At 66.3% G+C, this 16,335-nt stretch carries 16 protein-coding genes; 13 read left to right on the plus strand and 3 right to left on the minus strand.

Going from position 1 to position 16,335, the window contains the following annotated elements; genetic code table 11:
- Nucleotides 1–40: 40 nt before the first annotated feature.
- From F8O08_RS04890 to F8O08_RS04920, 7 genes are all read left to right on the plus strand, one after another.
- Nucleotides 41–676, plus strand: coding sequence for a riboflavin synthase (locus F8O08_RS04890; RefSeq protein ID WP_158042736.1), 636 nt, complete (start codon nucleotides 41–43; stop codon nucleotides 674–676).
- On the plus strand, nucleotides 673–1,440 hold the full coding sequence (ribB, locus tag F8O08_RS04895) for a 3,4-dihydroxy-2-butanone-4-phosphate synthase (RefSeq protein WP_158037291.1): 768 nt from the start codon (nucleotides 673–675) through the stop codon (nucleotides 1,438–1,440). The genes F8O08_RS04890 and ribB overlap by 4 nt, the downstream gene beginning before the upstream one ends.
- Complete coding sequence (ribH, locus tag F8O08_RS04900; protein ID WP_158037292.1) at nucleotides 1,437–1,952, plus strand: 6,7-dimethyl-8-ribityllumazine synthase; 516 nt, start codon at nucleotides 1,437–1,439, stop codon at nucleotides 1,950–1,952. Before ribB ends, ribH begins: the two co-directional genes overlap by 4 nt.
- Nucleotides 1,953–2,065: 113 nt before the next feature.
- Entirely contained in the window at nucleotides 2,066–3,367 is a 1,302-nt protein-coding gene (locus F8O08_RS04905) for a Mur ligase family protein (protein WP_158037293.1), read from the plus strand.
- A 5-nt stretch (nucleotides 3,368–3,372) separates the two neighbouring features.
- Nucleotides 3,373–4,374, plus strand: a complete 1,002-nt coding sequence (locus tag F8O08_RS04910; RefSeq protein WP_225733340.1) for a type 1 glutamine amidotransferase — start codon at nucleotides 3,373–3,375, stop codon at nucleotides 4,372–4,374.
- A 143-nt stretch (nucleotides 4,375–4,517) separates the two neighbouring features.
- On the plus strand, nucleotides 4,518–4,886 hold the full coding sequence (locus F8O08_RS04915) for a DUF485 domain-containing protein (RefSeq protein WP_192496756.1): 369 nt from the start codon (nucleotides 4,518–4,520) through the stop codon (nucleotides 4,884–4,886).
- 3 nt (nucleotides 4,887–4,889) lie between these two features.
- Nucleotides 4,890–6,506, plus strand: coding sequence for a cation acetate symporter (locus F8O08_RS04920; RefSeq protein WP_158032051.1), 1,617 nt, complete (start codon nucleotides 4,890–4,892; stop codon nucleotides 6,504–6,506).
- A gap of 141 nt (nucleotides 6,507–6,647) precedes the next feature.
- Here the strand turns inward: F8O08_RS04920 and pnuC are convergent, their stop codons facing one another.
- Entirely contained in the window at nucleotides 6,648–7,454 is an 807-nt protein-coding gene (gene pnuC / locus F8O08_RS04925) for a nicotinamide riboside transporter PnuC (RefSeq protein WP_225733372.1), read from the minus strand.
- Between the two features lie 88 nt (nucleotides 7,455–7,542).
- Between pnuC and gluQRS the strand changes: the two genes are divergently transcribed.
- The 3 genes from gluQRS (at nucleotide 7,543) to F8O08_RS04940 (ending at nucleotide 10,967) form a co-directional block, all read left to right on the plus strand.
- Entirely contained in the window at nucleotides 7,543–8,502 is a 960-nt protein-coding gene (gene gluQRS, locus F8O08_RS04930) for a tRNA glutamyl-Q(34) synthetase GluQRS (protein WP_158042738.1), read from the plus strand.
- A 55-nt stretch (nucleotides 8,503–8,557) separates the two neighbouring features.
- Nucleotides 8,558–9,988: a dipeptidase gene (locus tag F8O08_RS04935; protein ID WP_225733341.1), complete on the plus strand. Its 1,431-nt coding sequence runs from the start codon at nucleotides 8,558–8,560 to the stop codon at nucleotides 9,986–9,988.
- A 115-nt stretch (nucleotides 9,989–10,103) separates the two neighbouring features.
- The gene (locus F8O08_RS04940; protein WP_225733342.1) at nucleotides 10,104–10,967 is read left to right on the plus strand and encodes a carbon-nitrogen hydrolase family protein; all 864 of its coding nucleotides are present in this window, start codon (nucleotides 10,104–10,106) and stop codon (nucleotides 10,965–10,967) included.
- On the opposite strand, the gene F8O08_RS04945 is transcribed toward F8O08_RS04940, so the two are convergent.
- A complete protein-coding gene (locus F8O08_RS04945) occupies nucleotides 10,947–12,176 on the minus strand; it encodes an aminotransferase class I/II-fold pyridoxal phosphate-dependent enzyme (RefSeq protein ID WP_158042739.1) in 1,230 nt (409 codons plus the stop codon). The genes F8O08_RS04940 and F8O08_RS04945 overlap by 21 nt on opposite strands.
- Before the next feature lie 105 nt (nucleotides 12,177–12,281).
- Here F8O08_RS04945 and F8O08_RS04950 point away from each other — a divergent pair, with 105 nt between their 5' ends.
- Together F8O08_RS04950 and F8O08_RS04955 are read left to right on the plus strand one after the other, a co-directional pair.
- A complete protein-coding gene (locus F8O08_RS04950; RefSeq protein ID WP_158042740.1) occupies nucleotides 12,282–13,895 on the plus strand; it encodes a S1C family serine protease in 1,614 nt (537 codons plus the stop codon).
- A 46-nt stretch (nucleotides 13,896–13,941) separates the two neighbouring features.
- Entirely contained in the window at nucleotides 13,942–14,235 is a 294-nt protein-coding gene (locus F8O08_RS04955; protein WP_158037296.1) for a DUF3039 domain-containing protein, read from the plus strand.
- A 59-nt stretch (nucleotides 14,236–14,294) separates the two neighbouring features.
- On the opposite strand, the gene F8O08_RS04960 is transcribed toward F8O08_RS04955, so the two are convergent.
- Nucleotides 14,295–15,626, minus strand: coding sequence for a nicotinate phosphoribosyltransferase (locus tag F8O08_RS04960; RefSeq protein WP_158042741.1), 1,332 nt, complete (start codon nucleotides 15,624–15,626; stop codon nucleotides 14,295–14,297).
- A 95-nt stretch (nucleotides 15,627–15,721) separates the two neighbouring features.
- On the opposite strand from F8O08_RS04960, the gene rdgB reads away from it, so the two are divergent.
- The gene (gene rdgB, locus F8O08_RS04965; protein ID WP_158037298.1) at nucleotides 15,722–16,333 is read left to right on the plus strand and encodes an RdgB/HAM1 family non-canonical purine NTP pyrophosphatase; all 612 of its coding nucleotides are present in this window, start codon (nucleotides 15,722–15,724) and stop codon (nucleotides 16,331–16,333) included.
- Nucleotides 16,334–16,335 lie beyond the last annotated feature (2 nt).

A 16,335-nucleotide genomic window follows, 5' to 3' on the forward strand; every position in this document is an offset into this window, starting at 1 on the left:
GAAGTCGCACCGCATGCTCCCGTGGGCCGGGAAGGAACACATGTTCACCGGTCTCATCGAGGCGCGAGGAGTTCTCTTCGCGCTGCAGCCACACGACCGTTCAGCCGACGTCACTCTCGCAGATGTGCCGTTCGCTGCCACGCTCCGACGTGGTGACTCCGTCGCGGTCAACGGCGTCTGCCTGACCGTGCTCGAACACGACGACACGTCGTTCACCGCAGACGTGATGGCCGAGACGCTGCAGCGCACCACCTTGGGCGGGATCGTTCCCGGTACCGGCGTGAATCTCGAACGCGCTCTGCAGGCCGATGCTCGCTTGGGCGGGCATATCGTTCAGGGGCATATCGACGCCGTCGCCGAGGTGCTCGCGACCGACACGGTCGGCGAGCAGCTCGTGCTGCGCCTGTCGCTCACCCCTGACGTCGCCGACTTGGTCGTCTTCAAGGGGTCGATCGCCGTCAACGGCGTTTCGCTCACCGTGAGCGCCCGCAGCGACGACTGGTTCGAAGTGTCGCTCATTCCGCAGACCCAGCACGACACCGATCTCGGCTCGCTGAGCGCGGGAGACCGCGTGAACATCGAGACCGATGTGCTCGCGCGTCACGTGCAGCAGCTGCTGCAGGCCCAAGGAGTGCTGCAGACACCCGTGCACGATGCCCAGGAGGTCGCACGATGACCGTCACATCTCAGACCGGCGCCCCAGCCGCCACCAGCGCCATCGACCTAGATCGCATCGCGGTGACTCTGCGCTCCGCCGTCGAGGCGCTGCGTAAGGGACTCCCCGTGCTCGTCGCCGATGACGAAGGGCGCGAGAACGAAGGCGACGCCATCATCTCGGCGGCCATGGCGACGCCGGAATGGATCGGCTGGATGATTCGGCACACCTCGGGCTACCTGTGCGCACCGATGACCGAAGAACTCGCAGATCGCCTTGACCTGCCGCCGATGGTCGCGCACAATCAAGACCCCAAACGCACCGCCTACACGGTGACCGTCGACGCCGCCGAGGGCGTCACGACCGGAATCTCGGCGACCGACCGGTGCCGCACGCTCAACGTGCTGGCCGACCCGGCGTCCACGGCCGACTCGGTGCTGCGCCCCGGCCACATCGTGCCGCTGCGCGCTCGCGACGGCGGCGTGCTGGTGCGTGGCGGACACACCGAGTCGGGTGTCGACCTGATGCACCTGGCAGGGCTGCCAGCCGTGGCGGCCATCGGCGAGATGGTGCACGACGACGGCGAGATGATGCGATTTCCCGACTTGGTGCTCATCGGAGCGGAGTACGGGCTGCCGGTGCTCACGGTGGCCCAGATCGCGGCCTGGCGCCGCGCGCATCCAGAGAACGCCCCGATGAGCGGGCTGGCGGCCCCCGGAGCCACGCCCTCGATCGCAGACCAGCAGAACATGATTCAGCACGAACGAGAGCAGGTACAGGCATGAGTCGAGCAGGAGCCCCCAAGCAGCGCATCTCCGAAGCCGTCGCAGACGAGGCGGAGGGCGGCCGGAGCGGGGCATCGCACGACGTGCGCGTCACCGTCGTCGCAGCCAGCTGGCACGAGCAGGTCATGAGCGGTCTGATCGCCGGGGCCGAGCGCACGCTCAGTGAGGCGGGCGTGCGGTGGCGCACGGTGCGAGTGCCGGGCAGCTTCGAACTGCCGCTGGCCGCGCAGGCGGCCTTCGACGGCGGCGCAGATGCCGTGGTCGCGCTGGGCGTGGTGATCCGCGGTGGCACGCCGCACTTTGACTTCGTCTGCGAAGCCGCCACCGACGGGCTGACGCGAGTCGCCCTCGACAAGGGGTGCCCGGTCGGGTTCGGGCTGCTCACCTGCGATGACGAGCAGCAGGCGATCGATCGGGCCGGCGGGCCCGGCGCGTCCGAAGACAAAGGAGCGGAGGCAGCCGCAGCAGCTCTCGATTTGCAGCGGCAGCTCGGCGTGCTGCGACACGGGTGACCTGCCTGTCGTTTCATTCGATCTGTGCGGTTCGTACGAAACGACGCGGAGTAATCGGGAAACCGGGGAAGTCGCGGAGGAGATGTCGGCGGCTCCGCCTACAATGAAGAACCATGAGCAATCCCGTCGTCGTCGCAATCGGTCGCCTGACTCAGGCGGTCGCTCGCCTGCGTGGAGGCGGCTCGGCGCTGCCGGGATATGTGGTCGAGAGACTCGCCCCGCATTTCATGGATCAGACCTTGGGACAGCTGCCGCAAGGGGTGGTCTTGGTCAGCGGCACGAACGGCAAGACCACCACGACGAAGATGATCGTCGAGCTGCTGGCGGCGCAGGGGCTTCGCGTCTTCAGCAACAAGTCCGGGTCGAACTTCACCCGCGGAGTGGTCGCCAGCCTGATCAGCGAGGTCGACTGGCGAGGCGATCTCGCCGCAGACATCGCCGTGCTCGAGCTCGACGAGGCACATGCGCTGCACTTCATCGACAAGGTGAGGCCACGGGTCTCAGTGCTGCTCAACGTGATGCGCGACCAGCTCGACCGCTTCGGTGAGATCGACACCACGGCGCAGCTGCTGACGAAGGTCGCGCAGGCCACGACCGAGACGGTCGTGCTGAACCGTGACGATCCCCGAGTGCGGGCGATCGCCGACCAGGTCGCCCCTGAGACGCAGGTGCGCTACTTCGGCTATGCCCGTCAGCTCGCCGAGCTCTTTCCCGACGACGACAGCCTGCATGAGTCTCGTGACGCGCACACCGGTTCGGCTCTGGCCGTTCCCACAGCACCTGCCGATGTGCAGCTCACCGAGGTGAAAGGGCAGCAGGCCGTCTATACCATCGACGATGAGCGGTACACGGTCGATCTGCAGCTGTCCGGTGTGCACAACGCGCTGAACGCCGCGGCGGCGCTCGCCGGTGCCCGCGCTGCTGCGACCGAGGCGCATCCGCTGCGCACCCCGGGGCTGATCGCCGCCCTCGGACAGGTTCAAGCCGCCTTCGGCCGAGGCGAGACGTTCGACGTCGGCGGCAGGCCGGTTCGGTTCTCCCTGGTCAAGAACCCGTCCGGCTTCCGCTCCTCGCTGCGGTCGCTCGGCGGCCCCGATGAGGCCGTCATGATAGCGATCAACGACGACTACGCCGATGGGCGAGACATGAGCTGGCTCTGGGATGTCGACTTCAGCGCTCTGCGCGAGCGTGGGGTCAGCATGGTCAGCGGTGTGCGGGCATGGGATATGGCCCTGCGCCTGCAGTACGACCTGGTCGCAGCCGATCGCGTCGAGCCGGCCCTGAGCGCCGCTCTCGACGGTTTTCTGACCGATTCGAGCGGGCACCCGGCACGTATCTTCTGCACCTACACCGCTATGCTGCAGCTGCGTCGCGAGATGGCGCGATACACCACGGTGACTCGGATCGGAGAATGACGAGCATGAAACAGCCGTCCAAGAACCAGACATCGAAGAGCGGCGACGTCGCGAACGAGGCGCGAACGACCGAGCTGCTGATCTATCGCGAAGAGATCGCGCTGCTGTGGTCGCCGAGCGCAGCCGCTTCTGCGACGTCAGATCAGGCAGAGGCAGAATCGGCAGCAACCGACGTCGAGTCGGCTGAGGCACCGAAGTCGTCAGCCGAAGTGGTCGTGCATCGGCCTGTCGACACCTCGTTCATGGACGAACCGGTCACCTCGGTGACGCCGGGTTCAGACATCGGACGACCCGTCGACATCCTGCAGCTCTACCCAGACGAGATGAACATCTACGGCGACTGGGGCAACACCCTGACGCTGGTGCGACGGCTGGAGTGGATGGGTTTCGTGCCACGCGTGCATGATCTGCACGTGGGCGGGCCACTCCCGCGTCGAGCTGACATCGTCATCGGCGGCGGTGGGCAGGATTCCGGCCAGGCCAAGGTCTATCGCGATCTGCTCAACCGTCAGCAGTGGGTGCAGGCAATGGTCGACATCGGCACCCCCATGCTGCTGGTCTGCGGCATGTACCAGCTCTTCGGCCGAAGCTTCGACACCATCGGCGGTCAGCAGCTGCAGGGCATCGGCGTGCTCGACGTTCGTACCAAAGGCGAGAGTCAGCGGCTGGTCGGCAACGTCGTGGTCGAGAGCGAGCAGTTCGGCACGATCATCGGGTTCGAGAACCACAGCGGGCAAACGTTTCTCGGTGACGGCGTGCAGCCGCTCGGCACCGTGCACAGCGGTCACGGCGCAGGCAACAACGGGCAGGACGGCACAGAGGGTGCGCGAGTCGCCAACGTCGTGGGCACCTATCTGCATGGCTCAGTGCTGCCCAAGAATCCACGCCTGGCCGACTATCTGATCGGAGCGGCGCTTGCGAACCGCTATGGGATGATGCGCGTGCCCGAGGTCGACGACCCCTACGTCGAGCAGGCTCGCGCGGTCGCTCTGACACGCCCTCGCTGACTGATCTGAGGCAGCAGTGCGCCGTGTGACACGGCGTGTCTCACCTCACGGAACCACGTGTATACGATGCACGTATACGATTCGCCACCCCTGTTCGCTCTCGGTACATTGAGGGAAAATGACCGCCGAGGCAAGGAGGCCCCGTGGCGAACAAGGAGTTTGTCGACACACGACGAGGTGAGATCGACTACATCGCAGTTCAGGCATCGCCTGAGTTCATCAGTCTGAAGAAGAAGCACCGTCGCTTCGTTCTGCCCGTGCTGCTGGTGGCGTTGATCTGGTACTTCGGATTCGTGATCGTTGCCATCACTCAGCCCAAGCTGATGGCCACGCCCGTGTTTGGGCACGTCAATTTGGGCATCATACTGGGGCTGGCACAGTTCGTGACCACGTTCGCGATCACCATGTGGTACGTCTCGTTCGCCAACCGCAAGCTTGACCCGGACTCGGAGCACCTGCGTGCAGAGCTGACCGCCGCGGAGCAGACCGTCACCGCAGGCAAGGGGGAGTAGAACATGACCGATGTGCTGATTCAGAGCAATGCGGTGACCGAGAACAACCCGATTCTCAACATCATCATCTTCATGCTGTTCGTCGGCGTCACGATGTTCATCGTGATCCGTGTGAGCCGTAGAGGCAACAAGTCGGCTGACGACTTCTACGCCGGAGGCCGCGGATTCAGCGGCACTCAGAACGGTACGGCCATCGCCGGCGACTACCTGTCGGCGGCCTCGTTCCTGGGCATCACCGGTGCGATCGCCGTGAGCGGCTACGACGGGTTCCTGTATTCGATCGGGTTCCTGGTGGCGTGGCTGGTCGCGCTGCTGCTCGTCGCCGAGCTGATGCGCAACACCGGCAAGTTCACGATGGCAGATGTGCTGTCGTTCCGCCTGAAGCAGCGCCCCGTGCGCATGGCTGCGGCGATCAGCACGCTGGCGGTGACGTTCTTCTACCTGCTGGCGCAGATGGCTGGAGCGGGTGGCCTGGTGTCACTGCTGCTCGGCATCAGCGACAAGCTCGGTCAGTCGATCGTTATCACCATCGTCGGCGTGCTGATGATCGTCTATGTGCTGATCGGCGGCATGAAGGGCACCACTTGGGTGCAGATCATCAAGGCGATCCTGCTGATCGCTGGTGCCGGCGCGATGACGATCTGGGTGTTGGCGCTCAACGGATTCAGCCTCGACCTGCTGCTGGGTCGTGCCGTCGAGGCGGCGAACGGCAACGAAGCCATTCTCGCACCCGGTCTGAAGTACAAGAACCCGGCCGACTTTATCTCTCTGGGTGCCGCACTGGTGCTGGGCACCGCTGGTCTGCCACACGTGCTGATGCGCTTCTACACGGTTCCCACCGCCAAAGAGGCCCGCAAATCCGTGGTCTGGGCGATCTGGCTGATCGGCCTGTTCTACGTCTTCACCCTGGTGCTCGGCTACGGTGCCGGCTACCTGATCGGCCCTGACACCATCAAGGCTGCGCCCGGCGGTGTCAACTCCGCAGCTCCGCTGCTCGCCATGCAGCTCGGCGGGCCTCTGCTGATGGGCTTCATCTCGGCGGTGGCGTTCGCGACAATCCTGGCGGTGGTGGCCGGCCTGGCGATCACTGCGGCGGCCTCGTTCGCGCACGACATCTACTCCAACGTGCTCAAGAAGGGGCAGCACGTCCCGCCTGAGACCGAAGTCAAGATCGGTCGCAACACAGTCGTGGTGATTGGTGTGCTCGCAATCTTGGGCGGCATCGGCGCACAGGGGCAGAACGTGGCGTTCCTCGTCGCGCTCGCCTTCGCTGTGGCGGCCAGCGCCAACCTGCCGACGATCGTGTTCTCGCTCTTCTGGAAGGGCTTCACCACCCGGGGCGCGGTCTGGAGCATGTACGGCGGTCTCATCGTCACGCTGCTGCTGATCATCTTCTCTCCGGTGATGAGCGGAACGTCCACGTCGATGCTGGGAGACGGCGTGAACTTCGCCTGGTTCCCGCTTGAGAACCCAGGCATCATCTCGATCCCAGCGGGCTTCTTCCTCGGCTGGCTAGGATCCGTCATCCCGGCCAAAGAGAAAGAAGATCCCAAGCTCGAGGCCGAGATGGACGTGCGATCCCTCACCGGCTTCGGTGCTGAGGGCGCGGTCGAACACTGATCGCAGGCGCGTGATCGCATGATCGCGTGAGACACCAGGGGCGCAGCATCCGTGCAAGACGGGTGTTGCGCCCCTGCTGCGTGCCTGCCGGGTTCGGTGTATGCAGGCGAGGCAGGTTCTCGTTCGCGTGAGGCCTCGGCGTCAGTGGGAGAGGCGACGGCGTCGATCGACTCGGCGCCAGACGAAGAATCCCGTCAGGGTGAATGCTCCATAGAAGATGTACATCACTGCGGTCGCATAGTATCCGGCGCTCAGCAGCAGGGGTACGCCGACGACGTCGACCGCGACCCAGATCAGCCAGAACTCGACCCATCGGCGAGCCATCCCGTAGGTCGCCAGCAGAGACCCGACGAACGTCCAGGCATCTGCCCACACCGGCTCATACGACCCAAGCAGCCGGAACAGCGGAGTCAGTGCGATCGTGCCCACCACCATCAGGGTCACCAAGGCGGCGCGCTGACGTGCGGTGGCCCATACCGGCGACACCCCGGCCTCGCCGTGGGACTTTGTGCTGTGCTCGGCCTCGGCTCCAGTCGGCGTGCTGACGCGCAGTCGGTCGGTCGCCACTGCCTGTCCGACCAGACTCGCCGCCTCCGCAGCACTGGTCCCGTCGGGCCCGGTCTCCGCACTCGCCGAGGCCGGTCTGCGCTGGCGCGAACTCTGATGCCACTGCCGCCAGCCCCAGATCGAGACGGCGATGAACATGATCTGCCGTCCAGCCTGCCCCAGCAGGGTCGCTGCCTCACCGTGCGACAGAATTGCACCGAGAAAGACCGAGAAGAGCAGGGCATTGCCGATGATGCCCACCGGCCATGCCCACACTCTGCGACGCATGCCTCCGAGGGCGCTGGCCAGACCGAACACGTTGCCCACGACCTCGCGCAGCACCAGGGGTTTGAGATCGCCCAGTGGAATCGTCGCGTTGTAGAGCCAAGAGATGCTGTCGATGAGAGACACTGTCGCCTTTCCGAGCCGAATGCCGAGCGTCATGCTACACCGGGCGGCTCGCGGCAGATCGACTGCTACCGTGAGTTCCATGTTCGCTCATTCCGCTGGCTGCGGCCGCTATGCGCCGAGTCCCAGCGGAGACCTGCACATCGGCAACCTGCGCACCGCCGTGCTCGCGTGGCTCTTCGCGCGCTCGACCGGCCGCCGTTTCGTGCTGCGTGTCGAAGACCTCGACCGTCAGCGCTCGCGTGACCCTCAGCCTCAGATCGACGATCTCGGCCGCCTCGGCCTGGACTGGGACGGGCCGATCTCAGTGCAGTCCGAACACCTCGATCGGTTCGATGCGGCACTTGACGACCTGCAGCGCCGCGGGCTGGTCTACGAGTGCTTCTGCACCCGTCGTGAGATCGCCGACGCCGTGCGGGCACCGCATGGCATCCCCGGTCAGTACCCGGGAACCTGCCGAGAGCTCAGTGAGGCCGAACGCATCCGTCGACGTCGAGACCGGCCGCCTGCGCTGCGTCTGCGTGCCGACACCGACGCCGCGAGCGTGCACGATCTGCTGCACGGTGACGTCACCGGAGCGGTCGACGATTTCGTGCTGCGTCGCGCCGACGGCGCCTACGCCTACAATTTCGCGTTGGTCGTCGACGATGGATGGTCGGGTGTCGACCAAGTGGTGCGCGGCGACGACCTGCTGACCTCGGCACCGAGACAGGCGATGCTGGCGAGGATGCTCGGGCAGCGCCCGCCCGAATACGCGCATGTGCCGCTGGTCGTCAATGCCGCAGGGCAGCGACTGGCCAAGCGGGACGGCGCGGTCACCCTCCGTCGGCTGGAGGCGGCCGGTCACACGAGCGGTGAGGTGCTCTGCTGGATCGCAGGCTCTCTTGGCACGGCGGTCGATGTCGGCGAGAGCGCAGCCGCGATCAGACGAGAGGCCCCTGACCAGGAGCCCGCGGCTCTGCTGCGACGCATGCTCGAGACTTTCGACCCGGGCGCACTGCCTCTGCAGCCGTGGACGTTCGTCAGCCCCGACGCAGCCTGACCGCGTGGCAAGATGGAGGCGCAAGCACCGCATCCGTCTGCGAACAGGAGAGCACGTGTCAGAACAGAGCCATGAGCCCATCGACCTCGAGGCGGCCCTCGGTCTGCCGCAGGCGACGATCAGCGCGCTGATCGCCGCGGTTCGAGCCCAGCAGCCACGGGCGCTCGCCGAGCTCGGCGAGCTGGTGGCCTTTCCCTCGGTCGCCGACCCGGCGCAGTTCGACTGGCAGCACTCACGTGATGCGGCACAGTGGCTGCTCGCCCAGCTGCGCGAGGCGGGCATCGACGACGCACACACCGTCGACACCGTCGACGGCAGCCAGACCGTCGTCGGGCACGCCCCAGCACCGGCCGGAGCTCCGACGGTGCTGCTCTACGGACACTACGATGTGCAGCCGCCGCTTGACGAGGGGCTGTGGCAGACACCGCCCTTCGTGCTCACCGAACGCGACGACGGACGGCTCTACGGGCGTGGCGCGGCCGACTGCAAAGGCAACCTGGTCGCACATCTGGCCGTGCTCCGTGCGCTGCGCGAGCAGTTCGACGGGCTGCCCATCGGCGTGCGGGTGATCTTCGAGGGGTCGGAGGAGCAAGGCGGCAGCGGACTCGCCGACTACCTGAACCAGCACCCCGAAGACTTCGCCGCAGACGTGATGATCATCCTCGATTCGGGCAATGCGGCAACCGGTGAGCCGACGCTGACGGTGTCGCTGCGCGGAGTCGCCGACCTCACAGTGAGCGTCGACACCTTCCCGGTCGCTCTGCATTCCGGGCAGTTCGGCGGCGCTGCGCCAGATGCGCTGCAGGCGCTGATACGCATGCTCGACTCACTGCGAGACGAGCACGGAGACCTCACTGTCGAAGGCATCGACGCGACACAGCACTGGAACGGCGTCGCCTACCACGAACAGCGGTTCCGCACAGACGCCGGGCTCGAGCCGGGCGTCGAAGTGGTCGGCTCGGGCAGTGTCGCCGACCAGCTCTGGGCCCGCCCGACAGTGACGGTGCTCGGTGTCGATGCGCCCTCGGTCGTCGGCTCGACGGCCGCGGTGCAGGGTCACGCGGCCGCCCGTCTGAACCTGCGCGTGCCGCCGGGCATGTCGGCGTCAGCGGCGCAGGATGCACTGGTCGCGCACCTCTACGCGGTCGCGCCGTGGGGTGTGCAGGTGAACGTGACCTCAGGCGGAACCGGTGAGGGCTTCGCGGCAGACACGACGACGCCCGCCTATGGCATGCTCGGAGCCGCGCTCAGCCGAGCCTTCGAACGCGACGTGGTCTTCGCAGGCAGCGGCGGCGCGATCCCGCTGACCAACGAGCTCAGCGAACGCTTTCCCGACGCCGAGATCGCGCTGTTCGGCGTCGAGGATCCGGCGGCCGCGATTCACGCACCGAACGAGAGCGTCGCTCCCAGCGAGATCGAAGGGGTGTCGATCGCCGAGGCGCTCTTTCTCGCCGGTCTCGCGTCGCGACCTGTCGCCGCTGCCTGAGCCGTCGCTCGTCGCCTGCGGGTAGTATGCCCGGTCACGGGTCTGCGCGCGCTCGTCCCGCCGCCCGATAGACTGAGCCGGTGCGCGCCTGCAGCAGGCGTGGGGAAGGATCGCTGTGCCCACTCCGGAGGACTCACTCTGGCTGAACAACACCGTCACGATCGCCGCCGGGCAGTTCGGCCCGACGACCGACAAACAGGAGAACCTGCGGCAGATCACGATGTATGTGCAGGAGGCCGCCGACCGTGACGCCTCACTGATCGTCTTTCCCGAGTACGCCTCGTACTTCAACGGGCGTCTGGGCGCAGACTACGTCGCCAACGCAGAACCGCTCGACGGACCCTTCGTCACGACTCTGGGGCGCCTTGCTCGCGAACATCGAATGCACATCGTGGCGGGACTCGTCGCCGAGAGCGGGGTCGCCGACAAGTTCTCGAACACCGTCGTGGCCGTCGGCCCAGACGGAGACATCGAGTGTTCGTACAGCAAGGTGCACCTGTTCGACGCGTTCGGGCACAGAGAGTCCGACTGGGTGGTGCGCGGTTCGCTGGAGGGCAGCGCTCCGGTGTTCGAAGTCGACGGCGTCTCAGTGGGGCTGCAGACCTGTTATGACCTGCGGTTCCCGGAGCTGACTCGACGCATCGTCGATGCCGGCGTCGAGTTGGTGGCGATCCCCTCGCAGTGGGTGGGCGGCCCGCTGAAAGAGCATCACTGGAACACGCTGGTGCAGGCCCGTGCCATCGAGAACACTGTCTATGTGCTGGCAGCAGGGCAGTCGATCCCACACGGCATCGGTCGCTCGCTGATCGTCGATCCCATGGGCGTCGTGCTTTCGGCCACCGGCGCGGAGAGCGCCTTTCTCAGCACCGAGATCAGCTTGGAACGCATCGCCCAGGTGCGTGCGAACAACCCTGCACTGCAGATGCGCCGCCTCGACGTCATCGTTCCAGACGACGGCTCAGCCGCGCAGTCGCTCTAGGCGCTCGGCGGCATCCTGCAGCACGGCATCCCGCTTGCTGAATGCGAACCGCAGATACGGTCGGTACAGCTCCGCGTTCTCGGGCGCTGCGAAGGCAGTGAGCGGAATCGCGACGACCCCGCAGCGTTCGGGCATGACGCGCGCCAGTTCGGTCGCGTCGTCGAAGCCCAAGGGACTCCCGTCGGCGACGCAGAAGTACGATGCGGCGGCGGGGCTGCTGTCGAACCCAGCTGCGACGAGCCCGCCATGCAGGATGTCGCGGCCGTGCTGCAGCCCGCAACGTATCTGCTCGTAGTCGCTGTCGGGCAGCCGCAGCCCGGTCGCGACAGCAGGCTGGAACGGTGCGCCGGTGGTGAACGTCAGGAACTGTTTCACCGTCTGCACCGCTTGACGCAGACGAGCGGGAGCGGTCAGCCAGCCGATCTTCCACCCAGTCACCGAGAAGGTCTTGCCCGCAGATGAGACCGTGATCGAACGGTCGGAGGCCCCTGGAATCTGCGCGATGCTGGTGTGCCGGGCATCGTCGAAGACCAGGTGTTCGTAGACCTCGTCGGTGACGATCAAAGCGTCGAAGCGCTCGGCCAGCTCGACGATGCGGGTCAGCGCGGCACGACCGATCACGGTGCCGGTCGGGTTGTGGGGGTTGTTCAACAGGATGATGCGGGTGCGTTCGGAGAACGCCTGTTCGAGTCGGTCGAGATCGAGATCGAATGTGGGCGGCGTCAGGGGCACGCGCACTTGACGTGCGCCGGCCATGGCGATGAGAGCGGTGTACGCGTCGTAGCAGGGCTCGAGCGTGATGACCTCGTCACCGGGGCCGGTCAGTGCGAGCAGCGTCGCTGCGAGCGCCTCGGTGGCGCCTGTGGTGATCAGCACCTCGCTGTCGGGGTCGACGTCGAGACCGTAGAAGCGTTGTTGATGCTCTGCGACGGCCAGACGAAGATCGGCGAGGCCTGGGCCCGGCGCGTACTGGTTCACGCCATCGGCGATCGCCTGCCGGGCCACGTCGAGCACGATCTGCGGGCCAGAAGCATCGGGGAAGCCCTGACCGAGGTTGACGGAGCCGGTCTCGATTGCGAGATTGGTCATCTCTGCGAAGACCGTCGGAGCTGGTTGGCCTTTGTCGTTCAGCAGACCGACCGCTGCCGCAACGTGTCGCCAGGGCTGTGTGCGCTCCTCGTGCGGGGCGCAATCCTCGTGTGAAGTCATGGCCATAACTCTAGACTCGGTCGCAACAGGTTTTTGCTCAGCTTTGACACAGGCGCTTCATAACATGCAGGTGCACGGTGGGTATGTACGAGAGGAACGATTCTTATGACTCCGGAAGATCAGGACGCTCGGTCGCCCCAGGCCGAGCCCGCACGCCAAGAGGCCGCAGCGTCGCAGCAGGTTCCCCCTCGCCAGCCGTTCCACGAGCAGCCGACCACTCCGCTGCCCCCGGTCTATGCTGCGCCGCCGACTTCGGCACCGGCCTTCGCGTCGAGCCAGTCAGACTCTGCCGGCGCACCGGCGCAGCCGACGGCTCAGACGCCCCAATACCCCGGGCAGCAGACGCAGCGGTTTCCGACCGATGCGTACCCGACCCAGCAGTTGAACGATCCGAGCGCGTCTGCCGGTGGCGGATTCGGCGGCGGAGACGGTCCCAGCGGCGGCTCTGCCGACGGTACAGGCGACCAATCCGGCACAGCGAAGCGCAGCGGCGGTTCGATCGCCAAAGTGGTCGGCATCGCGGCGCTCGTCTCGGCGCTGGTCGGCGGCGGCGCAGGTGCCGCCATCGGCTGGCAGGTCTCGAATCATGGCGAGCCTTCGGTGAGTGCCAGCTCGGGCAGCTCGAACGTCACGATCAACAACCCGCAGAGTGTGACGCAGATCACCGCCGCAGCCGCGAAGGCGAGCCCCTCAGTGGTTACGATCTCGGCCACCACCGGCAGCGAGTCCGGCACCGGCTCGGGGGTCGTGCTCGACAACTCCGGCCACATCGTGACGAACACGCACGTGGTCACCCTCGACGGCGCGTCGTCGAAGGCGCAGCTCAGCGTCACCCTGAGCGACGGCAGCATCTACGAGGCGTCAGTCGTGGGGCTCGATCCGACCACTGACCTCGCCGTCATCCAGATCAAGAACCCGCCGGCACTGACCCCGATCACCATCGCCGACTCGGCCAAGCTCAACGTCGGCGACACGGCGGTGGCCATCGGCGCCCCACAGGGGCTGCAGAACACCGTCACCAGCGGTATCGTCTCGGCGCTCAATCGTGCGATCTCGCTGAGCTCGTCAGCCGCTCAGGACGGAAACGAGGGCGAAGACGGCAGCACCGATCAGGGAAACGGCTTCGACTTCTGGAACAACTTCGGCTCAGGCGGCGGCAGTCAGCAGCAGCAGCCTCGCTCGCAGAGCGGCAGCTCGTCGGCGGCAGACAACTCGATCTATCTGTCCGTGATCCAGACCGATGCGGCGATCAACCCCGGCAACTCGGGTGGGCCGCTGGTGAACGATGCCGGCGAGCTGATCGGGCTCAACGTGGCGATCGCCACCGCCACGAGTTCGTCCGGGCAGTCGAGCTCGTCAGGCAGCATCGGTCTGGGCTTCGCAATTCCGGCCAACGTCGTCAAGCGTGTGACCGGCGAGCTCATGGAGAGCGGCAAGGCGGAGCACGGGCAGCTGGGCGCGACGGTCAGCAGCGCCACGGCCCAGGACGGCGCCACCGGCGCTCTGATCAAGGATGTGACCAGTGGAGGGCCTGCAGATCAGGCCGGTCTGCGTGCGGGCGACATCATCACCAAGGTCGACGACGTGCGCATCACGAGTTCATCGCACCTCATCGGCACTGTGCGTCAGAACGGTCCCGACACTAAGATCACGGTTGAGTACGTGCGCAACGGCCAGACGCAGAGCACCGAGATCACCCTTGAGGCTTCGGCGCAATGACGAAGTCCGGCCGAGGCGAGCACGGCTCGGACGGAAGGAACCGATCATGACGTCGATCACGGATCACTCTGGAGACGACGATCCGCTGCGCGAGCTCGAGCGTGAGTTCGATTCGGGCAGCGTCGCCGTGCTCGAGCGTGAGATGCAGGAGCTCGAAGAAGACGGCGACCACGATCGCTTTGCACACTATGTGCAGAAAGAGAAGATCATGGAGTCGGCCGTCAACGGCACTCCAGTGCGCGCGCTGTGCGGCAAGATCTGGACGCCCGGGCGCGACCCGAGCAAGTTTCCGGTCTGCCCTGAGTGCAAAGAGATCTACGAGCGCATGCGCGACGAGTGACCGCTGACCTCTGTCGCGTCAGCGGTCGCTCGTAGAGACCGGTCGCTCGATAAGACGGGTCACTCGAAAAGGCTGGGGATGGCCGGGTCGCCCTTCGAGAGACGGCGACCGTTGGCCGGCAGCTCCTGCAGCACCTCTTGGTGGTGTTCGCGCGCAGCGCGTGTGCCGTTCACCCCGACGTACGCCTGATTGGCCTCGCCCTTCGTGATCAGCGGCACCAGCAGCGAACGGTCGTTCGCGTCGCGGGCCGCAGACTTCTCGACCGCGATGATCTCGGCTGTTGCGCGCCCTCGCGCGCTGATCCGACGTGCGGCATCCTTGCGCCCGCCTTGGTGCGCCTTGCCGGCACTGGTCTTCTGTACCGGTGTCCAGGAGCCGTCGGCGTTCTGTCGGCTGGTCAGTTTGTAGACCATGCCTGCCGTGGGATGCCCTGAACCGGTCAGCACCGACGTGCCCACGCCGTAGCTGTCAACCGGGCACGCCTGCAGCGCGGCGAGCGCGTATTCGTCCAGATCGTTCGTGACGGTGATCTTCGTCTCGGTGGCGCCGAGGCTGTCGAGCTGCTGACGAACCGCGGCGACCGTGCTGGAGAGGTCTCCGGAGTCGATGCGCACCCCGCCGAGCTTCGGTCCGGCGACGCGCACCGCGGTCTCGACGCCCTGTGCGATGTCGTAGGTGTCGACGAGCAGCGTCGTATCGACGCCCATCGCTTCGATCTGGGCACGGAACGCCGCCTCCTCGCTGTCGTGCAGCAGCGTCCAGGCGTGGGCAGCGGTGCCCATCGTGGGGATGCCCCAGCGGCGTCCTGCCTCGAGGTTGGAGCTGGCCGCGAAACCGGCGATGTAGGCGGCACGAGTGCCGGCGACGGCCGCGATCTCGTTCATGCGTCGCGAGCCCATCTCGGCGAGTGGGCGCCCGTGGGCTGCGGTGAACATGCGGCTGGCGGCGCTCGCGACGGCGGAGTCGTAGTTGTACACGCTCAGCGCCAGAGTCTCGAGCACGACGCCGTGAGCGAAGTCGGTCTCGAAGGTCAGCAGGGGGGAGTGGTTGAAGTAGAGCTCGCCCTCGCAATAGCCGAAGGCGTTGCCGTCGAAACGGTAGTCGGCCAGCCAGTCGACGGTATCGGGGCGCACCACTTTGCCGTCGCGCAGAAAGCGCAGCTGGTCGTCGGTGAAGCGGAAGTCACGCACCGCCTCGAGCAGGCGGCCGGTGCCGGCGACCACGCCGTATCGTCGCCCGTTCGGCAGGCGGCGCGCGAAGAGCTCGAACAGACTCGGGACGTCTGCGGTGCCGTCGTGCAGGGCTGCGTCGAGCATGGTGAGCTCGTAACGGTCGGTGAGCAGAGCGGTCGATGCCGCTGTGGTGATGGAAGACACGTTCGTGGTGCGCATGAAGTCACTCTACACGCAAGTGCACCTGTTCAGACATGTATTCTAGAGTGCGTTCTCGTCGTGCCTCGACATCGGCCCGTGAGACAATTGGCCGCATGGGCCAGTCATTGATTCTCGCCAGTCACAACGCGCACAAGCTCACAGAGTTTCGCCGCATCGTCGCTCAGGCACTGCCTGGCGCCGAAGTCGAGTCGTACGAGGGGCCTGAACCCGTCGAGAGCGGGGTCACCTTCGAAGAGAACGCGCTGATCAAAGCCCGGGCCGCCGCCCGTCACGACGGGAGACCCACGTTCGCCGACGACAGCGGCATCGCCGTCGACGTGCTGGGCGGGTCGCCCGGCATTTTCTCTGCGCGCTGGGGAGGAGCACAGGCCGGCGACGAGTTCAACCGTCGACTCCTGCTGCAGCAGCTCGCCGACGTTCCCGACGAGCATCGTGCAGCCGAGTTCGTCTGCGCCATCGCGCTGGTGATTCCCTCCGAAGCAGGGCTGCCCCAGCGGGAGCACACCGTCGTCGGGCGCTGGCCGGGCAGTCTGCTGCGTGACGAGCGCGGCGACGGCGGCTTCGGCTACGATCCAATCTTCCTGCCGCGCGGCGAGCACCGCTCGTCGGCAGAGCTCAGCGCCGACGAGAAGAACTCGCTCTCGCATCGCGCCCGTGCCTTTCGGGCGCTGGTGCCGATTCTGCGTGACGAGTTCGGAGCCTGAGC

Origin of the sequence: Pseudoclavibacter sp. CFCC 13611, from assembly GCF_008831225.1 — a bacterium.
In the GTDB taxonomy this organism is placed as follows: Bacteria; Actinomycetota; Actinomycetes; order Actinomycetales; family Microbacteriaceae; genus Pseudoclavibacter_A.

Coding starts and splice junctions, on each gene's coding strand:
- F8O08_RS04890 (WP_158042736.1), top strand. CDS start 41: ATGTTCACCGGTCTCATCGAGGCGCGAGGAGTTCTCTTCGCGCTGCAG.
- ribB (WP_158037291.1), top strand. CDS start 673: ATGACCGTCACATCTCAGACCGGCGCCCCAGCCGCCACCAGCGCCATC.
- ribH (WP_158037292.1), top strand. CDS start 1,437: ATGAGTCGAGCAGGAGCCCCCAAGCAGCGCATCTCCGAAGCCGTCGCA.
- F8O08_RS04905 (WP_158037293.1), top strand. CDS start 2,066: ATGAGCAATCCCGTCGTCGTCGCAATCGGTCGCCTGACTCAGGCGGTC.
- F8O08_RS04910 (WP_225733340.1), top strand. CDS start 3,373: ATGAAACAGCCGTCCAAGAACCAGACATCGAAGAGCGGCGACGTCGCG.
- F8O08_RS04920 (WP_158032051.1), top strand. CDS start 4,890: ATGACCGATGTGCTGATTCAGAGCAATGCGGTGACCGAGAACAACCCG.
- gluQRS (WP_158042738.1), top strand. CDS start 7,543: ATGTTCGCTCATTCCGCTGGCTGCGGCCGCTATGCGCCGAGTCCCAGC.
- F8O08_RS04945 (WP_158042739.1), bottom strand. CDS start 12,176: ATGACTTCACACGAGGATTGCGCCCCGCACGAGGAGCGCACACAGCCC.
- F8O08_RS04950 (WP_158042740.1), top strand. CDS start 12,282: ATGACTCCGGAAGATCAGGACGCTCGGTCGCCCCAGGCCGAGCCCGCA.
- F8O08_RS04955 (WP_158037296.1), top strand. CDS start 13,942: ATGACGTCGATCACGGATCACTCTGGAGACGACGATCCGCTGCGCGAG.
- F8O08_RS04960 (WP_158042741.1), bottom strand. CDS start 15,626: ATGCGCACCACGAACGTGTCTTCCATCACCACAGCGGCATCGACCGCT.
- rdgB (WP_158037298.1), top strand. CDS start 15,722: ATGGGCCAGTCATTGATTCTCGCCAGTCACAACGCGCACAAGCTCACA.